Annotated in this window: 14 protein-coding genes; 5 read left to right on the plus strand and 9 right to left on the minus strand. The window is 73.7% G+C overall.

What is annotated here, in order from left to right:
- Positions 1-44: 44 nt before the first annotated feature.
- Genes SXIN_RS28985 through ctaD form a run of 5 tightly spaced genes read right to left on the minus strand, consistent with a single transcriptional unit; the run spans position 45 to position 5,263 of the window.
- Entirely contained in the window at positions 45-527 is a 483-nt protein-coding gene (locus SXIN_RS28985) for a DUF4383 domain-containing protein (RefSeq protein WP_019708455.1), read from the minus strand.
- 27 nt (positions 528-554) lie between these two features.
- Positions 555-1,571, minus strand: coding sequence for an SDR family oxidoreductase (locus tag SXIN_RS28990; RefSeq protein WP_095757778.1), 1,017 nt, complete (start codon positions 1,569-1,571; stop codon positions 555-557).
- A gap of 29 nt (positions 1,572-1,600) precedes the next feature.
- Positions 1,601-3,175, minus strand: coding sequence for a cytochrome bc1 complex cytochrome b subunit (qcrB, locus tag SXIN_RS28995; protein WP_019708453.1), 1,575 nt, complete (start codon positions 3,173-3,175; stop codon positions 1,601-1,603).
- Positions 3,176-3,215: 40 nt separating this feature from the next.
- Positions 3,216-3,602, minus strand: a complete 387-nt coding sequence (ctaF, locus tag SXIN_RS29000) for an aa3-type cytochrome oxidase subunit IV (protein WP_019708452.1) — start codon at positions 3,600-3,602, stop codon at positions 3,216-3,218.
- Positions 3,599-5,263, minus strand: coding sequence for an aa3-type cytochrome oxidase subunit I (gene ctaD / locus SXIN_RS29005; RefSeq protein WP_238154032.1), 1,665 nt, complete (start codon positions 5,261-5,263; stop codon positions 3,599-3,601). The genes ctaF and ctaD overlap by 4 nt, the downstream gene beginning before the upstream one ends.
- Positions 5,264-5,599: 336 nt before the next feature.
- On the opposite strand from ctaD, the gene SXIN_RS29010 reads away from it, so the two are divergent.
- Positions 5,600-6,103 carry a hypothetical protein gene (locus SXIN_RS29010; protein ID WP_019708450.1) on the plus strand — a complete coding sequence of 168 codons (504 nt, stop codon included), beginning with the start codon at positions 5,600-5,602 and terminating at the stop codon, positions 6,101-6,103.
- 281 nt (positions 6,104-6,384) lie between these two features.
- Here SXIN_RS29010 and SXIN_RS29015 read toward each other — a convergent pair whose 3' ends face one another.
- Positions 6,385-6,909, minus strand: coding sequence for a hypothetical protein (locus SXIN_RS29015; RefSeq protein WP_019706843.1), 525 nt, complete (start codon positions 6,907-6,909; stop codon positions 6,385-6,387).
- Positions 6,910-7,236: 327 nt separating this feature from the next.
- Between SXIN_RS29015 and SXIN_RS29020 the strand changes: the two genes are divergently transcribed.
- The 3 genes from SXIN_RS29020 to SXIN_RS29030 all read left to right on the plus strand — a co-directional run bounded on the left by SXIN_RS29020 (position 7,237) and on the right by SXIN_RS29030 (position 10,005).
- Positions 7,237-7,914, plus strand: coding sequence for a dienelactone hydrolase family protein (locus tag SXIN_RS29020; protein WP_095757779.1), 678 nt, complete (start codon positions 7,237-7,239; stop codon positions 7,912-7,914).
- Entirely contained in the window at positions 7,911-9,266 is a 1,356-nt protein-coding gene (locus SXIN_RS29025) for an erythromycin esterase family protein (RefSeq protein ID WP_019708448.1), read from the plus strand. Before SXIN_RS29020 ends, SXIN_RS29025 begins: the two co-directional genes overlap by 4 nt.
- Positions 9,267-9,351: 85 nt before the next feature.
- Positions 9,352-10,005 carry a phosphoribosyltransferase gene (locus SXIN_RS29030; protein ID WP_019708447.1) on the plus strand — a complete coding sequence of 218 codons (654 nt, stop codon included), beginning with the start codon at positions 9,352-9,354 and terminating at the stop codon, positions 10,003-10,005.
- 111 nt (positions 10,006-10,116) lie between these two features.
- Here SXIN_RS29030 and SXIN_RS29035 read toward each other — a convergent pair whose 3' ends face one another.
- Positions 10,117-11,316: an alpha-hydroxy-acid oxidizing protein gene (locus SXIN_RS29035; RefSeq protein ID WP_019708446.1), complete on the minus strand. Its 1,200-nt coding sequence runs from the start codon at positions 11,314-11,316 to the stop codon at positions 10,117-10,119.
- 274 nt (positions 11,317-11,590) lie between these two features.
- Here SXIN_RS29035 and SXIN_RS29040 point away from each other — a divergent pair, with 274 nt between their 5' ends.
- A complete protein-coding gene (locus tag SXIN_RS29040; protein WP_019708445.1) occupies positions 11,591-13,246 on the plus strand; it encodes an FAD-binding dehydrogenase in 1,656 nt (551 codons plus the stop codon).
- A 31-nt stretch (positions 13,247-13,277) separates the two neighbouring features.
- Here the strand turns inward: SXIN_RS29040 and SXIN_RS29045 are convergent, their stop codons facing one another.
- Together SXIN_RS29045 and SXIN_RS29050 are read right to left on the minus strand one after the other, a co-directional pair.
- Positions 13,278-14,606, minus strand: coding sequence for a PP2C family protein-serine/threonine phosphatase (locus tag SXIN_RS29045; RefSeq protein WP_095757780.1), 1,329 nt, complete (start codon positions 14,604-14,606; stop codon positions 13,278-13,280).
- Between the two features lie 48 nt (positions 14,607-14,654).
- Positions 14,655-15,152: a hypothetical protein gene (locus tag SXIN_RS29050; RefSeq protein ID WP_039820999.1), complete on the minus strand. Its 498-nt coding sequence runs from the start codon at positions 15,150-15,152 to the stop codon at positions 14,655-14,657.

Here is a 15,152-nt window from a genome sequence, read left to right on the forward strand (position 1 = left end):
CGACGGGGCGGCGGACCGGTCGGTCCCTCCGCCCCGGTCAGCCGTCAGCGCCCGTACGCCTCGTCGGAGTCCGGCGGCCGACGGGGCGTGCCGAGCAGGGAGCCCAGGGTCAGCATGCCGAAGCCGAGTCCGAGGTGCAGCCAGTTGTCGGGGCCGTTGAGCCCGAGGAAGTTCCAGGCCGTGGAGCGGTGGACGCCCACCCCGTAGACCCAGAGCAGTAGGTACAGCACGCCGCCGACGACGAGGTACGGCTTGGCGAACCGCGGTGCCCGCGCCACGGACAGCCCCGCCGCGCCGAACGCCAGATGCACCAGATTGTGCAGGACCGAGACGCCGAAGAGCCCGAAGAGCAGGGCCGAGGAGTGCGGCCCGGCGAACTCCATGCCGCCGTACCGGGTGGTGATCCCCGGGATGAAGCCGAGGAGCCCGACGAGGGTGAAGACAGCGCCGGTCAGCACGGCGCCAGCCGTCGCGGCCGCCGGTGAGGCGAGGCCGCGGCGGGCCGCCGGAGGACGTTCTGCGGACATGCGCCTGCGCTCCTTTCCCCTGCCGCCTCACGCCGCCGTGCGGCGGCGGAGGGCTGCCACCCCGGCGGCGGTCAGCAGGGCGCCGCCCCCCGCGCCGGCGAGGCCCCTGCGGTGCCGGGCGAGCCAGCCCAGGGTGTCGTGTCCGTGGGCCTCGTCGTCGAAGGGCCCGTGGGCACCGGCGTCCATCCCGTCGTCGCCGGGCCGGAAGAGGTTGGCCGGGCGGTCCGGTGTCTTCTCGCCGGTCTGCTGGCTGCCGATGCCCGTACGGGCCAGGTACCAGTCCATGAACCGGGGGGCGAGCCGGTTGCCGAGGATCGTGTACGCCGTGGAGAGGCCGGTCCAGGCGTCCCGGCGCGGGTTCCGCGCGACATACGCGATCATCCGGGCGGCCGTCTCCGGCTGGTACACCGGCGGCACGGGCCGGGGCCGGCCCGGCATGCGGTTCAGCACCCAGGTGAACTGCGGGGTGTTGAGCCCCGGAAGCTGCACCGTGCACACCCGCACCCGGCTGCCGTCCGCCCGCAGCTCCGTGCGCACCGACTCGCTGAACCCCACGATGGCGTGCTTGGCCCCGCAGTACGAGCTCTGCAGCGGAATGCTGCGCGCGCTCATGGCGGAGCCGACGTTGACGACCACGCCGCTGTCGCGCGGGCACATCCTCCGGAGCGCGGCCCGGGTGCCGTTGACCTGGCCGTGGTAGGTCACATCGGTCACGCGCCGGAACTCCTCGTCGGAGACATCGAGGAACCGGGCGAGGAAGCCGCTGAAGGCCGCGTTGACCCAGACGGCGACCGATCCCAACTCGCGTTCCACCCGGTCGGCGGCCTCCTCCACGGCCTCCGCGTCGGCCACGTCCACGGGTACGGCGAGCGCCCTGCGGCCCGCGGCCCTGATGTCCTCGGCGGCTCCCTCCAGACCGGCGCGGCCCCGGGCCAGTACGGCGACGTCGTAGCCGTCGGCGGCCAGTCGGCGCACCGTGGCCCGGCCGACGCCGGCGGTGCCTCCGGTGACCACGGCCACCGGGTGGTGGGTGTTCTCTGCCACGGGTTTCTCCTCTCGTTGCCGCACGGGATTCAGCGGGCCCGGTCGCGGTGGAACCAGCGGCTCAGAGCCACCCTCAGCCGGCTGCGGCGGGAGGGGAGGCCGCCGTCCTCCGGCGGTGTGAGCCGCAGCGGCGGCGGGACGCGCCGGCGGTTCATCAGCAGGGTGTAGCGCTTCTCCCGGGAGAGCGGTTCCGTTCCCTCGCCGAGCCCGCCCTCCACGCTCTGCCGCACCTCGCCGGTCTCCTCGCCCTCCTCCAGCAGTTGGGTCTCGTGGTCCTGCAGCCCCAGGCAGAGCCGCTTCGTCAGGAGGAAGACGATCACCGGGAGCAGGACGAGGGCGAAGCGGAAGAACCAGGTGAGCCAGGTGAGCGGAATCTCCAGGGTGAGGGAGATGACGTCGTTGCCGCCCGCCATCAGCAGGACGGCGTAGAAGGTGATCCCGGCGGCGCCGAGACCGGTGCGGGTGGGCCGGTCGCGGGGCCGGTCGCAGAGATGGTGCTCGGCGGAGTCACCGGTCACCCACTTCTCCAGGAACGGATAGAGATACAGGACGAGGAAGAGCAGCGCGGGGAGAATGGCGGTGGGCACCAGGACGTTCCACATGAGGGTGTGGCCCCACAGCGTCGTCTCGAACGGCGGCATCAGGCGCAGGGCGCCCTCCAGGAAACCGATGTACCAGTCCGGCTGGGAGGCCATGCTCACCTGGTCGGTCCGGTACGGACCGTAGTTCCACACCGGGTTGATCTGCGCCAGGCCGCCCAGGAGCGTCAGGATGCCGGAGACCGCCAGCGCCAGGCCGGTGGAGGTGGTGGCGAACTGCGGGAAGGACGGCTTGCCGACGACGTTCCGGTTGGTCCTGCCCGGGCCGCCCCACTGGGTGTGCTTGAGGTACACCACCAGGATCAGATGGATCACCACCAGGGCGATGAGCAGGGCGGGGATGAACAGGACGTGGCCGATGTAGAGCCGGGGGATGATCTCCGTCCCGGGATACTCGCCGCCGAAGAGGAAGAAGCTGAGGTACGTGCCGGCCACCGGGACCGACAGCAGCAGGCTCTGCACCACCCGCAGCCCGGTCCCCGACAGGAGGTCGTCGGGGAGCGAGTAGCCGGCGAAGCCCTCCACGATCGCCAGCAGGAACAGCGTCACCCCGATGACCCAGTTGACCTCCCGGGGCTTGCGGAAGGCGCCGGTGAAGAAGACGCGCAGCATGTGCAGGCCGATGGCGGCCACGAAGACCAGCGCCGCCCAGTGGTGGATCTGCCGGATCAGGAGCCCGCCGCGGATGTCGAAGCTGATGTCGAGCGTGGAGGCGTAGGCCCCGGACATCAGGGTGCCCCGGAGGGGCTCGTAGGACCCGGTGTAGCGGACCTGCGTCATCTCCGGGTCGAAGAAGAGGGTCAGATAGGACCCGGTCAGGACCAGCACCACCAGGCTGTAGAGCGCGAGTTCGCCGAGGAAGTACGACCAGTGCTCGGGGAACGCCTTGCGCAGCAGCGATCCCCCCTCCGCGACGGGCAGGCGGTTGTCGAGCGCGGTGAAGCCGGTCTCGGCGGCGGCCCCGGCCCTGGCCTTGAGCCCGGCCTTCTTCCGCGGAAAGAGCATCCGTGCCTCTCCCTCTCCTCTGCTGTCCTGGACGCGTGGTTCAGCGGTCGTTGTGCTGGAAGACGAATCCGGCGATGCCCGGGATCAGGACCCCCACCCCCACGAGGAAGAGCCACAGGCCGTAGACCACCCCGGCACCCAGCAGGGCCGCGCCGGCGGCGGTGAGCACCGGGTAGTAGCTGCGCGGGGAGAAGAACGCCAGGGGCCCGGCGGCCTCGTGGACCGCCGCCTGCCGGCGGTCCTGCGGCCGTGCGCCGCGCTGCTTGTACTGGATCCAGAGGAAGAGCGAGACCAGGGCGGACATGACGAAGGAGAGCGCCAGGACGGCCGTGCCGGCCGGCTCCACGGACCCCCAGACGACGTAGACCGCGGTGACGACGCCGAAGAAGGCGGCCACACCGGTGAAGACCAGGGCCTCCGCCTTCATCGCCGGCCTCCGCTCTCCGGCCGCCCCGCCGGGTGCTCGGCGGAGGCCGTCGGCGGACGGTGGCCCACCCCCGACGTCCGCGGATGGTGCAGGTCGAACGCGGGGGACTCGGACCTGATCCGGGGGAGGGCGTGGAAGTTGTGCCGGGGCGGCGGGCAGCTCGTCGCCCACTCCAGGGAGCGGCCCCAGCCCCAGGGATCGTCCGTGGTCACCTTCTCGCCGTACTGGGTGGTCTTCCAGATGTTGTAGAGGAACGGCAGCGTGGAGAGGCCGAGCAGGAACGAGCTGAGCGAGGAGACGGTGTTGAGTGCCGTGAACCCGTCCGCTGCCAGATAGTCGGCGTAGCGGCGGGGCATCCCCTGCTGCCCCAGCCAGTGGTGGACGAGGAAGGTGCCGTGGAAGCCCGTGAAGAGCAGCCAGAAGTGGATTTTCCCGAGCCGTTCGTCGAGCATCCGGCCGGTCATCTTCGGCCACCAGAAGTAGAAGCCGGCGAAGGTGGCGAAGACGATGGTGCCGAAGAGGACGTAGTGCAGATGGGCGACGATGAAGTAGGTGTCGGTGAGGTGGAAGTCCATCGGCGGTGAGGCGATGAGCACGCCGGTGAGGCCGCCGAGGAGGAAGCTCACCAGGAAGCCGAGCGACCACAGCATGGGCGTCTCGAAGGAGAGCGATCCCTTCCACATGGTGCCGATCCAGTTGAAGAACTTCACCCCCGTGGGCACCGCGATGAGGAAGGACATCAGCGAGAAGAACGGCAGCAGCACCCCGCCGGTGGCGAACATGTGATGCGCCCACACGGTCGCGGAGAGGCCGGTGATGGCCATGGTGGCGCCGATGAGCCCGAGATAGCCGAAGATCGGCTTCCGGCTGAAGACCGGGATGATCTCGGTGATCACCCCGAAGAACGGCAGCGCCACGATGTAGACCTCGGGATGGCCGAAGAACCAGAAGAGGTGCTGCCACAGCAGCGCGCCGCCGTTGGCCGGGTCGAAGATGTGCGCCCCGAACATGCGGTCCGCGGCCAGCCCGAAGAGCGCGGCGGTGAGCACGGGGAAGGCCAGCAGCACCAGGATCGAGGTGAACAGGACGTTCCAGGTGAAGAGCGGCATCCGGAACAGCGTCATGCCCGGCGCACGCAGCGTGATGATCGTGGTGATGAAGTTGACGGCGCCCAGGATGGTGCTCAGACCGGCCACGATCAGCCCCATCACCCACAGGTCCGCGCCCGCCCCCGGCGAGTACGCCGCCCGGCTCAGCGGTGTGTAGGAGAACCAGCCGAAGGGCGCCGCCCCCTCGGCGGTGAGGAATCCGGCGACCACGGTCAGCCCGCCGAAGAGGAACACCCAGTAGGTGAAGGCGTTGAGCCGGGGGAACGCCACATCCGGGGCGCCGATCTGCAGCGGCATGACGGCATTGGCGAAACCGGCGAAGGTCGGCGTCGCGAACAGCAGCATCATGATCGTGCCGTGGATCGTGAAGAGCTGGTTGTACTGGAACGGCGTCATGAGCTGCATCCCGGGCCGCATCAGCTCCGCGCGCATCAGCATCGCCATCACCCCGGCGGCCAGGAAGAAGCCGAACGAGGTGACCAGGTACAGGTTCCCGATCACCTTGTGGTCGGTGGTGGTGAGCCAGCCGAGCACCCTCCGGCCGGTGCTCACCCGCCGTTCCGTCGACGGCGCGGGGTCCGTGTCCCCGTGCTCCTCCCAGCGGCCTTCCCGCGGCACCCGCTGACGTTCCTCCACCCGTTCCTCCCTAGCCTCGCCCGGCCGCCTTGATGCCCGGTGCCCGGAGCGGAGTCATGTATGCCCGGAAACCCCCGGGGAACACGGCGATCCCGTCCGGGGCCCCCGATATGGCCGTTACGTCCCTCCGCTGCCGGGGCCGGGGCTCCGGACGGCGGAACCGCGGCGGCCCCGTACCGGGCTGTTTCACGGCGCGCCGCCGGGTACCCGGTCGGCGTGTCACCTTCCCTATCGGCGCGAGGAGGCTTTCGCATGGTGCGCAAGAAGGTCGAGGGCGACGAGGAACAGCGGCGGGCCGCCGGGCGAGCGGCGCACCGGGCGGGGGAGTCCCCCAGCGCCTGGGGTGCGACGACCGGGGCCTCCAAACAGCGGACCCACCTCACGGACCGGTCCACCCGTACGCACGAGGAGCGGCTGGCCACCCCGCACAAGGGCAAGCAGCGGTGGCAGGGGGAGCAGGCCGAGGCCGCCGGTGAGCCGTCCGGTCCGGAGAAGACCGAGTCCGCCTTCGCGGGCCGGGGCCGGCCGCCGTACACGGACGATCACGAGGTGCTCTTCCGCGCCCTGGTGGAGGCCGAGGAGGCCCACGAGGGCGGGGTCGCACTGGACGAGATCGCACGGATCGCGCGGATGTCCCACGACAAGGCCCGGGTCCTGATGCACGACCTGGTGACCACCCACCGGCTCGCCCGCCAGGTCCCGGACACCGGCAGGACCGATCTGGGCCCGCTGTACGAGGTCAGGCCCGGCGGCTGAGCCGCCGGCACCCCGGGGGACCCCACGGGCCCGGGACAGCCCGGCCGGAGAACCGCCGCCCGTACACCGCTGTGCCGCTGTGCTGCACCGGCGTACGGGCGGCGGTCGGCGTACGGGCGGTGGACGGGTGCGGCTTGCCGCGCGGAGGGCAGCCCTCCGGCGGACGCCCGGTGTTCAGGAGCCGGAGCACGGCCTCCTTCTCGGCGGCGACCCGGGTACGGGGCCCCGAGGCGCCCCGGCCGCCGGGGCGGGAGCTCCCGGGGTCCGCCCGCCGGGCGTGGTCAGGCCGCCTCGGCCAGCCCGTCGTGGAGGCGCTCCAGGAGCGGGGCCCGGTGCAGAAGGGCGACCGGTTCCAGCAGGTCCGGGTGGCGCAGCAGCGGGGCGGCCCGCCGGTCGCCGTCGTCGGGCTCGGTCAGCCGTCGGAAGCGGTACGGGAATCCGGACGGGTGCTCCCCCTCCGCCACGGCGGCCACCGCCGCCCCGGCCAGGGCCGGGTCGGTCAGCAGACACGCGGCCCAGCTCGCGAGCACCTCGTCGACCCAGGTGCGCCAGGCGTGGTCCTCCGGATCCGGCTCCGCGGCGTCCGCCCCGGTGAGCCGGTCCAGGCGGCCGGAGCCGCCGGGGCCCGTGAGGACGAGCAGTCCGGCGTCGAGTTCGGTCGGATAGCGCAGCATGGCGGCAACCGAGACGGCCTGGCGGGCCTGGATCTCGGCGTAGGCGGCGTTGAGGGCGCCGCCCGAGGCGGGATAGGAGCGGGTGAGCCACCGGGTGGTGGCCGCTATGACGGAGGAGAGGCCGGCGGGCATGGGGCATCCGCGCTTTCGGTCCGCGGGGCAGGGCGCCGGGGGCGCGCCGGGCGGCCCCGCCGTGACGGGCGGTGGTCCCGGACGCCGCCGGGCCCTCAGGGTAGCCGCCGCCCCGGCCGGGCGGACATGACGCTCGTCACCTCCCTCCGGTGCCGTGCGGGGCCGGGGCGGTGCGGCCGTGACGCACCCGGGCGGGCCGGGAGGGGCCCGCCCGGGCGGCCCCGGGCGGGGCGCATACCGGCATCGGGCGCGGGTACCCCGCGCACGGGTGGCGCAGGGTCACCGTCCCGGCGGCCCGGAACCCCGGAACCAGCAGGAGGAGGGCCGATGGTCTTCGACACCGTTCTCATCGACACCGGAGAGGCGGATCTCCGGGGCGACCTCGTCTCCCCGGAGCCGACCCACGGGGTCGTGGCGTTCGCGCACGGCAGCGGCAGCTCGCGGCACAGTCCGCGCAACCAGGAGGTGGCGCGGGTCCTCCAGAAGGCGGGCCTGACCACCCTCCTGTTCGACCTCCTCACCGAGGAGGAGGACCGGGTGGACGCCGTCACCGCCGAACTCCGCTTCGACATCCCCCTGCTGGGGCGGCGGCTGGTCGCCGCGGTCGACTGGCTCGGACGGCACCCGGGCACGGCGGGGCTCCCCGTCGGCCTCTTCGGTGCCAGCACCGGCGCCGCCGCGGCGCTGATCGCCGCCGCTGAGCGGCCGGACCGGGTACGGGCCGTGGTCTCGCGCGGCGGCCGCCCCGACCTCGCGGGCCCCGCGCTGCCCCGGGTCCAGGCGCCCGTGCTGCTCGTCGTCGGAGGCGAGGACCACGAGGTGCTGCGCATGAACCGGGACGCCGCCGAGCGGCTCGGCGGGCCGGGCACCGTGCACGTCGTCCCGGGCGCCACCCACCTCTTCGAGGAACCGGGGACACTGGAGCAGGCCGCCGCGGCCGCGCAGGAGTGGTTCGTCCGTACGGTGGCCGGCAAGCGGACGACGACGGCCGGGGCGGGCCCGTGACCGCCACCGGTCTCCGCACGGAGGACGAGCGCGCGGTACGGGCGGACGCGCTGCCGCTCACCGGGCCCGCGTCGCTCGACCCGATGCTGGACCGGATCGGCGACGCCCGCTTCGTCGCCATCGGCGAGGCCTCGCACGGCACCTCCGGCTTCTACCGGTGGCGGGCGGAGCTGACCCGCCGTCTCATCGCGGAGCGGGGCTTCTCCTTCGTGGCCGTCGAGGGCGACTGGCCCGACTGCGCGGCCCTGCACCACTGCGTCACCGGAGCGCCCGGCGCGCCCGCCGACCCGGCGGAGGTCCTGCTCTCCTTCGACCGCTGGCCGCGGTGGATGTGGGCCAACACCGACGTGCTCGGCTTCGCCCGGTGGCTGCGGGGGCACAACCTGGGGCGGCCCCCGGGCCGGCGCGCGGGCTTCTTCGGCCTGGACGTGTACAGCCTCTGGGACTCGCTCCACGCGGTGCTCGGCCATCTGCGCCGCCACGACCCCGGATCGGCCCGGCACGCCCGCGCCGCCGAGCGGTGCTTCGAGCCGTACGGCGGGGACCCGCAGGCCTACGCCCGGGCGACCCGGCTGGTCCCGGGCGGCTGCGAACAGGAGGTGGTCTCCCTGCTGGCCCTGATGCGGAACCGGGCCGCCGGGACAGCCGCCGGAACGGCCGCCGGGGACGGGGGGTTCGCGGACTTCGCCGCCCGGCAGAACGCCGAGGTGCTGGCCGGCGCGGAGCGCTACTACCGGGAGATGGTGCGCGGCGGCCCGGAGGCGTGGAACGTCCGCGACCGTCACATGGCGGACACCCTCGACCGGCTCGCCGCGTACCACGGGCCGGACTCCCGGGCCGTCGTCTGGGAGCACAACACCCACGTCGGGGACGCCCGGGCCACGGACATGGCCCGGGCCGGGATGGTCAACGTCGGGCAGCTGCTGAGGGAGCGGCACGCCGCGGACGGGGTCGTCCTGGCCGGCTTCGGCTCCTACGAGGGCACGGTGATCGCCGCCGGCTCCTGGGAGGACACCCCGCGTGTCATGCGGGTGCCGCCCGCCCGCGAGGGCAGCGTCGAACACCTGCTGCACCGGGCGCTGCCGGAGCCCGCCGCACTCTTCCTCCTCGGGGACGGCGCCCCGCCCGGCGGGGAGGACGGCGCCGGGGCCGGCGGCTGGCAGCGCCGGCCGCTGGACCACCGCGCCATCGGTGTCGTCCACGACCCCGGCGGCGAGGGCGTCTACGTGCCGACCGTCCTGGCCGGCCGCTATGACGCCTTTCTCCACCTGGACCACACCGAGGCCCTCACCCCGCTCCACCCGGACGGCCCGGGCCGGGGCGAGGAGGAGACGTACCCCACGGGCTTCTGACACGCCCGGCACCGCACCGCACGGCACAGCACGGCACAGCACCGCACGGCACCGGCCGCGCCGGACAACCGGAAGGAAAGCGATCATGAACTACCACGACCGCAGGTCGGCCGGGCGTGAACTGGCCGGAGAACTCAGGGAGCGGAGCCGCGCGGGTCTGCTGGAGAAGCCGGTGGTCCTCGCCCTGCCGCGCGGCGGACTGCCGGTCGCCGACGAGGTGGCCCGGGAGCTCCGCGCCCCCCTGGACGTCATCGTCGTCCGCAAGATCGGCGCGCCGTTCAACCCCGAGTTCGCCGTCGGGGCCGTCGCCGGCGAGGACGACCCCTGGTACGACCGGCAGACGCTGGAGATGCTCGACCTGACGCCCGAGCGGCTCTCCGCCCGCGTGGAGGAGGAACGCCGGGAGATCCGGCGCCGCGAGCACCTGTACCGCGAGGGCCGCCCGCCGGCGGACCTGGCCGGCCGCACGGCGGTCGTCGTCGACGACGGGCTCGCCACCGGGAGCACTGCCCGGGTCGCGCTCCGTGCCGTACGCCGCAGGGACCCGGCCCGGCTGCTCCTCGCCGTGCCCGTCGGCTCGCCGCAGGCGGTCGCCGCGCTGGGACGGGAGGCGGACGAGGTGGTGTGCATGTGGCAGCCGCCGTACTTCCAGGCCGTCGGGCAGTTCTACGACGACTTCGCGCAGACACGCGACGACGAGGTCGTGACCATCCTGCGCGAGTCCCTGACCACCCGCTGACGGCCGGGGCCACCCGCTGACGGCCGGGGCCACCCGCTGACGGCCGGGGCCGGGCCCGGAGGGCACGAGGGCCCCGCGCCGGTCACGCGCCCCGCCCCGCCCGTACAGCGGTCAGTCCGTGCCCAGGACGTCCGGCCCCAGCCCGGAGAGCCGGGCATGGCCGGTGAGCGCCAGCGAGAGGTCCAGTTCCGCCAGCAGGCAGCGCAGCACGTGCCGGACGCCCTCCTCGCCGCCCAGCGCCAGCCCGTACACATACGGCCGGCCCACCAGCACGGCCCGGGCGCCCAGCGCGAGCGCCTTGAGGATGTCGGCGCCGCCGCGCACCCCGCTGTCGAACAGCACCGCGACGTCGTCGCCGACCGCCCCGGCGACCGACGGCAGCACGTCCAGCGACCCGGCCGCACCGTCCACCTGCCGGCCGCCGTGGTTGGAGACGACCACCCCGTCCATGCCCGCGTCCCGGGCGCGGCGCGCGTCGTCCGGGTGCTGCACCCCCTTGAGGACGATCGGCCCGTCCCAGTGCGCCCGCAGGAACGCCAGGTCCTCCCAGGTCTTGGTGGGATCGGCGAACATCCCCGCCCAGTGCGCCACCGCAGCGAGCGGGTCCTCCTCCGGTGGCGTGGCCAGTCCGGCGAGGAACGCCGGATCGCTGAGGTAGTTCGCGATCCCGATCCGCTGGAGGAACGGCAGATAGGCCCGGTCCAGATCGCGCGGGCGCCAGCCCAGCAGCCAGGTGTCCAGGGTCAGGACGAGCGTGGTGTAGCCGGCGGCGCGGGCCCGCCGCAACAGGCTGAGCGTCACCTCGCGGTCCTTCGGCCAGTACAGCTGGAACCAGCGCGGCCCGTCCCCGGACGCCTCCGCGGCCTCCTCCAGCGGGACGGACGAGGCGGTGCTCAGCACCATGGGCAGGCCCAGCCCGGCCGCGGCCCGGGCCACCGCCGGCTCGGCGTCCGGATGCGCGATCGACAGCACCCCGACCGGCGCCAGCAGCACGGGCGCCGGGAGTTCCGTCCCCAGCAGCGAACACGACAGGTCGCGCACGCCGACGTCGCGCAGCATGCGCGGCACGATCGTGCGCCGTTCGAAGGCGGCCCGGTTGGCACGTATGGTCGCCTCGCCGCCCGCACCCCCGGCCACATAGCCGTACGCCTCGGCGGTCATCCGCTCGCGGGCCGCCGCCTCCACGGCCGCCGCACCGGTGGGGAACCGGGGCGGTTCGCCCGTCAGCAGGCCGTTCAGATAGATCTCGTCCTGGTACGAGGCGAAGGCGGTCTGCGCGTGCGCGAGGTCCCGCGGGCGTTCCTGGCTCATGTCCGGGCGTCCCTTCCCTGTGATCGGCCGGATGACCGGCCCGAGCGGCTGCTGGTTGGCTGGGGAGACACCGTACCGACCGGACGGTGCCCCGTCGGCAGAACCCGGCGGCCCCCGCCATTCCCACGCCGGACCAGGGCTGATAGAACGGTCCGCACTCCGGCGGCACGCCCGCCCGACCAGGGCGGCCGCGGAGGGCACCGGGGGAACCAGACGGCGCGCGACCGGGAGAGGTCCCGCGCCGTACCGAGGGCAGCGCGGAAGGTGGGCCGCAGTGGCGTACGACGCCGATGTGATCGTGGTGGGAGCGGGACTGGCGGGGCTGGCCGCCACCGCCGAGCTGGCGGACGCGGGGCGCCGCGTGATCCTTCTGGACCAGGAGCCGGAGGCGTCGCTCGGCGGCCAGGCGCACTGGTCCTTCGGCGGACTGTTCCTCGTCGGCTCGCCCGAGCAGCGGCGGCTGCGGATCCGCGACAGCCGCGACCTGGCCTGGCAGGACTGGCTCGGCACGGCCGGCTTCGACCGGCCCGAGGACCACTGGCCGCGCCGCTGGGCGGAGGCGTACGTCGACTTCGCCGCCGGGGAGAAGCGGTCCTGGCTGCACGGCATGGGCGTCCGGTTCTTCCCCGTGGTCGGCTGGGCCGAGCGCGGCGGCTACGACGCCCGCGGCCACGGCAACTCCGTACCGCGCTTCCACATCACCTGGGGCACCGGCCCCGGGCTCGTCGAGCCGTTCGAGCGGCGGGTCCGGGAGGCGGCGGACCGCGGCCTGGTCGAGCTGCGCTTCCGGCACCGGGTGGACGAACTCACCGTCACGGACGGGCGCGTGGACGGCGTCCGCGGCACCCTGCTGGCGCCCAGCGTCGCCGAGCGCGGGCAGGCCAGCTCCCGTACCGCCGTGCGCGAGTTCGACCTGCGCGCCGGGGCGGTCGTGGTGGCGTCCGGCGGGATCGGCGGCAACCACGAACTCGTCCGCCGCAACTGGCCGCAGCGGCTGGGCACCCCGCCCGAGCGGATGCTCTCCGGCGTCCCCGCGCACGTCGACGGCCGGATGCTGGAGATCACCGAACGGGCCGGCGGCAGCCTGATCAACCGCGACCGGATGTGGCACTACACCGAGGGCATCGAGAACTGGAACCCCGTCTGGGCGCGGCACGGCATCCGCATCCTGCCCGGCCCCTCCTCGCTCTGGCTGGACGCCCTCGGACGGCGGCTGCCGGTGCCGCTCTTCCCCGGCTTCGACACCCTCGGCACGCTCGAGCACATCATGCGGAGCGGCTACGACTACACCTGGTTCCTCCTCAACAAGCGGATCATCGGCAAGGAGTTCGCCCTCTCCGGCTCCGAACAGAACCCCGACCTCACGGGCAAGAGCGTCCGCGACGTCCTCGGACGGGCCCGCACCGACGTGCCCCGGCCGGTGAAGCGGTTCATGGACCGCGGCGCCGACTTCGTCGTCGAACGGGACCTCGCGGCGCTGGTGCGCGGCATGAACCGGCTCGCCGGGCAGCCGCTCATCGATGAAATGGAGCTGCGCCGGGAGATCACCGCCCGGGACCGGGAGATCGCCAACCCGTTCACCAAGGACCTCCAGGTCACCGCCATCCACGGGGCGCGCCGCTACCTCGGCGACAAACTGATCCGCACCGTCGCGCCGCACCGTCTCCTCGACCCCGCCGCGGGCCCGCTGATCGCCGTGCGGCTGCGCATCCTCACCCGCAAGACCCTCGGCGGCCTGCACACCGATCTGAGCAGCCGGGTCCTCGGCGGGATGGGGGAGCCGGTGGCCGGGCTGTACGCGGCCGGTGAGGCGGCGGGCTTCGGCGGCGGCGGGATGCACGGCTACCGCTCCCTGGAGGGAACCTTCCTCGGCGGCTGCCTCTTCTCCGGCCGCACCGCCGGGCGGGAGGCGGCGCGGGAGACCGGCTGAGGCGCCGGCGGCCGGGCACACCGGCCGGCTGTCAGGCGCCGGTGCGGCCGGTGTGGTCGGTGTGCACGGTGGCGCCGGCGCGGCTGTGGTCCACACCGCCGCCCCTGCCACCGTCGGGCCCGGGGCCGTCGGTGCCGCCGGGGACGCCGCCGGTGGTGAAGCGCGAGGAGGCGCCGGCCTCCCCGTCCGGGCCGGGCTCCCCGCCTCCGGCGGCGGTGCAGGGGCCTCGGCCGTTTCCCTCGCTCCCGGAGACGGGGACGCGGTGCAGTGCCAGCAGGGCGATGTCGTCCCGCTGGTTGTTCCCGGTGAACCGCTGGAGGTCCGCGGAGATCGTCGCGGCCAGTTCGGAGGCCGGGATGCCGGACCACTCGCGCAGCCGCTCCCGCAACGGGTAGAAGACCCCGAAGGGGTCACGGGCGTCCGTTACCCCGTCCGTGAAGAGCAGCAGCGTGTTGCCCTCCGGCAGATCGAACTCCTCGATGCGGCGCGGTTCCGGGGAGAGCCCGACGAGCCCGAGCGGCACCCCGGGGTCCGCCAGCGGCAGGGGACCGCTCTTCTCCGGGTCCTCGCAGACCAGACACGGCAGGAGGTGACCGCAGTTGACGACGAGACCGCACGACCGTTCGTCGAAGGTGAGGACCAGCGCGGTCACGAAGCGCTCCGGCTCGCCGGTCCGGCTGGCGAAGCTGTTGTGCCGTTCGACGGCGGACTCCAGGGCGTCCACGACCCCCAGCAGGCCGGGCTCGCGCTGTGCGGCCTCGCGGAACGCGCCGAGCACGGAGAACGCGGTGCCGATGGCCGGCAGCCCCTTGCCCTGCACATCCGCGATCAGCACCCGGGTGCCGTACGGCGACATCGCGATCTCGTAGATGTCACCGCCCACCATGCTGTCCTCCTCGACCGGCTGGTAGAGGCCGTCGATGACGACCTCCGGGGTGCGGAAGGGCAGCGGCCGCAGCAGCTGCCGCTGGAGCCCGGCCGCCGCCGACCGGAGGCGGCTGACCTCCGCGTTGCGGTGGATGCGGTACCGGCAGGCCCCGATGCTCAGGGCGCTCATCAGGGCGGTGGCGAAGGTCGGCGGAATGACCTCCGCGACGTCCAGGCGGATGCCGAGCAGCACGACGAACAGCGTGGCGGTGCTCCACAGGGCGGTGAGCACGGTCTGCCGGACGGATCCGATGACCGCCACGATGGGCGGCAGGAAGGCCATGAGCGACACCACGCGCCCTTCGTCCTCCACCAGACGGCCGACGGTGAAGAGGACGAGGGAGGCCAGGAAAACCATCAGCAGCAGAACGGGTGTCTCCAGCAGCGCGTCCCGGCGTCGTGTGGACGCGGGCTGCCAGGGGGACACCGTCATGGGCCCCGGACTGTCGCTCTTCGGCACCGTGCTCCCCGTCCGCGTGATTCAGTCGGCCGTGGCCAGGACTTGGGGCGCGGCGTCCTTCAGCCGCGTCGTCAGCCAGCCGATCTGGCCGAGGGTCCCGGGGTGCAGCTCCTCCACGTCGGCCAGCAGCTCCTGGTCGCGGACGGCCCGCGCGACCTGGCCGAGCAGCAGCCACAGGAGGCTCACCTCCTGGGCGGCGAGGAAGAGATGGCGCAGATCGCGCAGGAGGAGCTGCCCGGCGGAGGTGTGGTGGCCCCGCCGCTCGGAGGACTTCCGCCGCACGGCGTCCAGGAGATGCGACAGGGGCTCGCTGTGGCGGGGCTCGGAGAGGTCCCGTCCGTGGCGTCCGGCGGCGGCCCGCAGCCGGGCGGCGTGCTCCTCGCACCGCGCGGCCAGGGTGAGGCAGGGGTAGTGGGTGCCGTGGTCGGCGGCCTGGCGCTCGGCGACCCGGTGGAACTCCCGGGCCAGCGCCTCCTCGGCCTCGTGCAGTTCGGCGAGGAGTGCTCCGGTCCTGGTCAT

The organism is Streptomyces xinghaiensis S187, assembly GCF_000220705.2.
GTDB classification, from domain to species: Bacteria; Actinomycetota; Actinomycetes; order Streptomycetales; family Streptomycetaceae; genus Streptomyces; species Streptomyces xinghaiensis.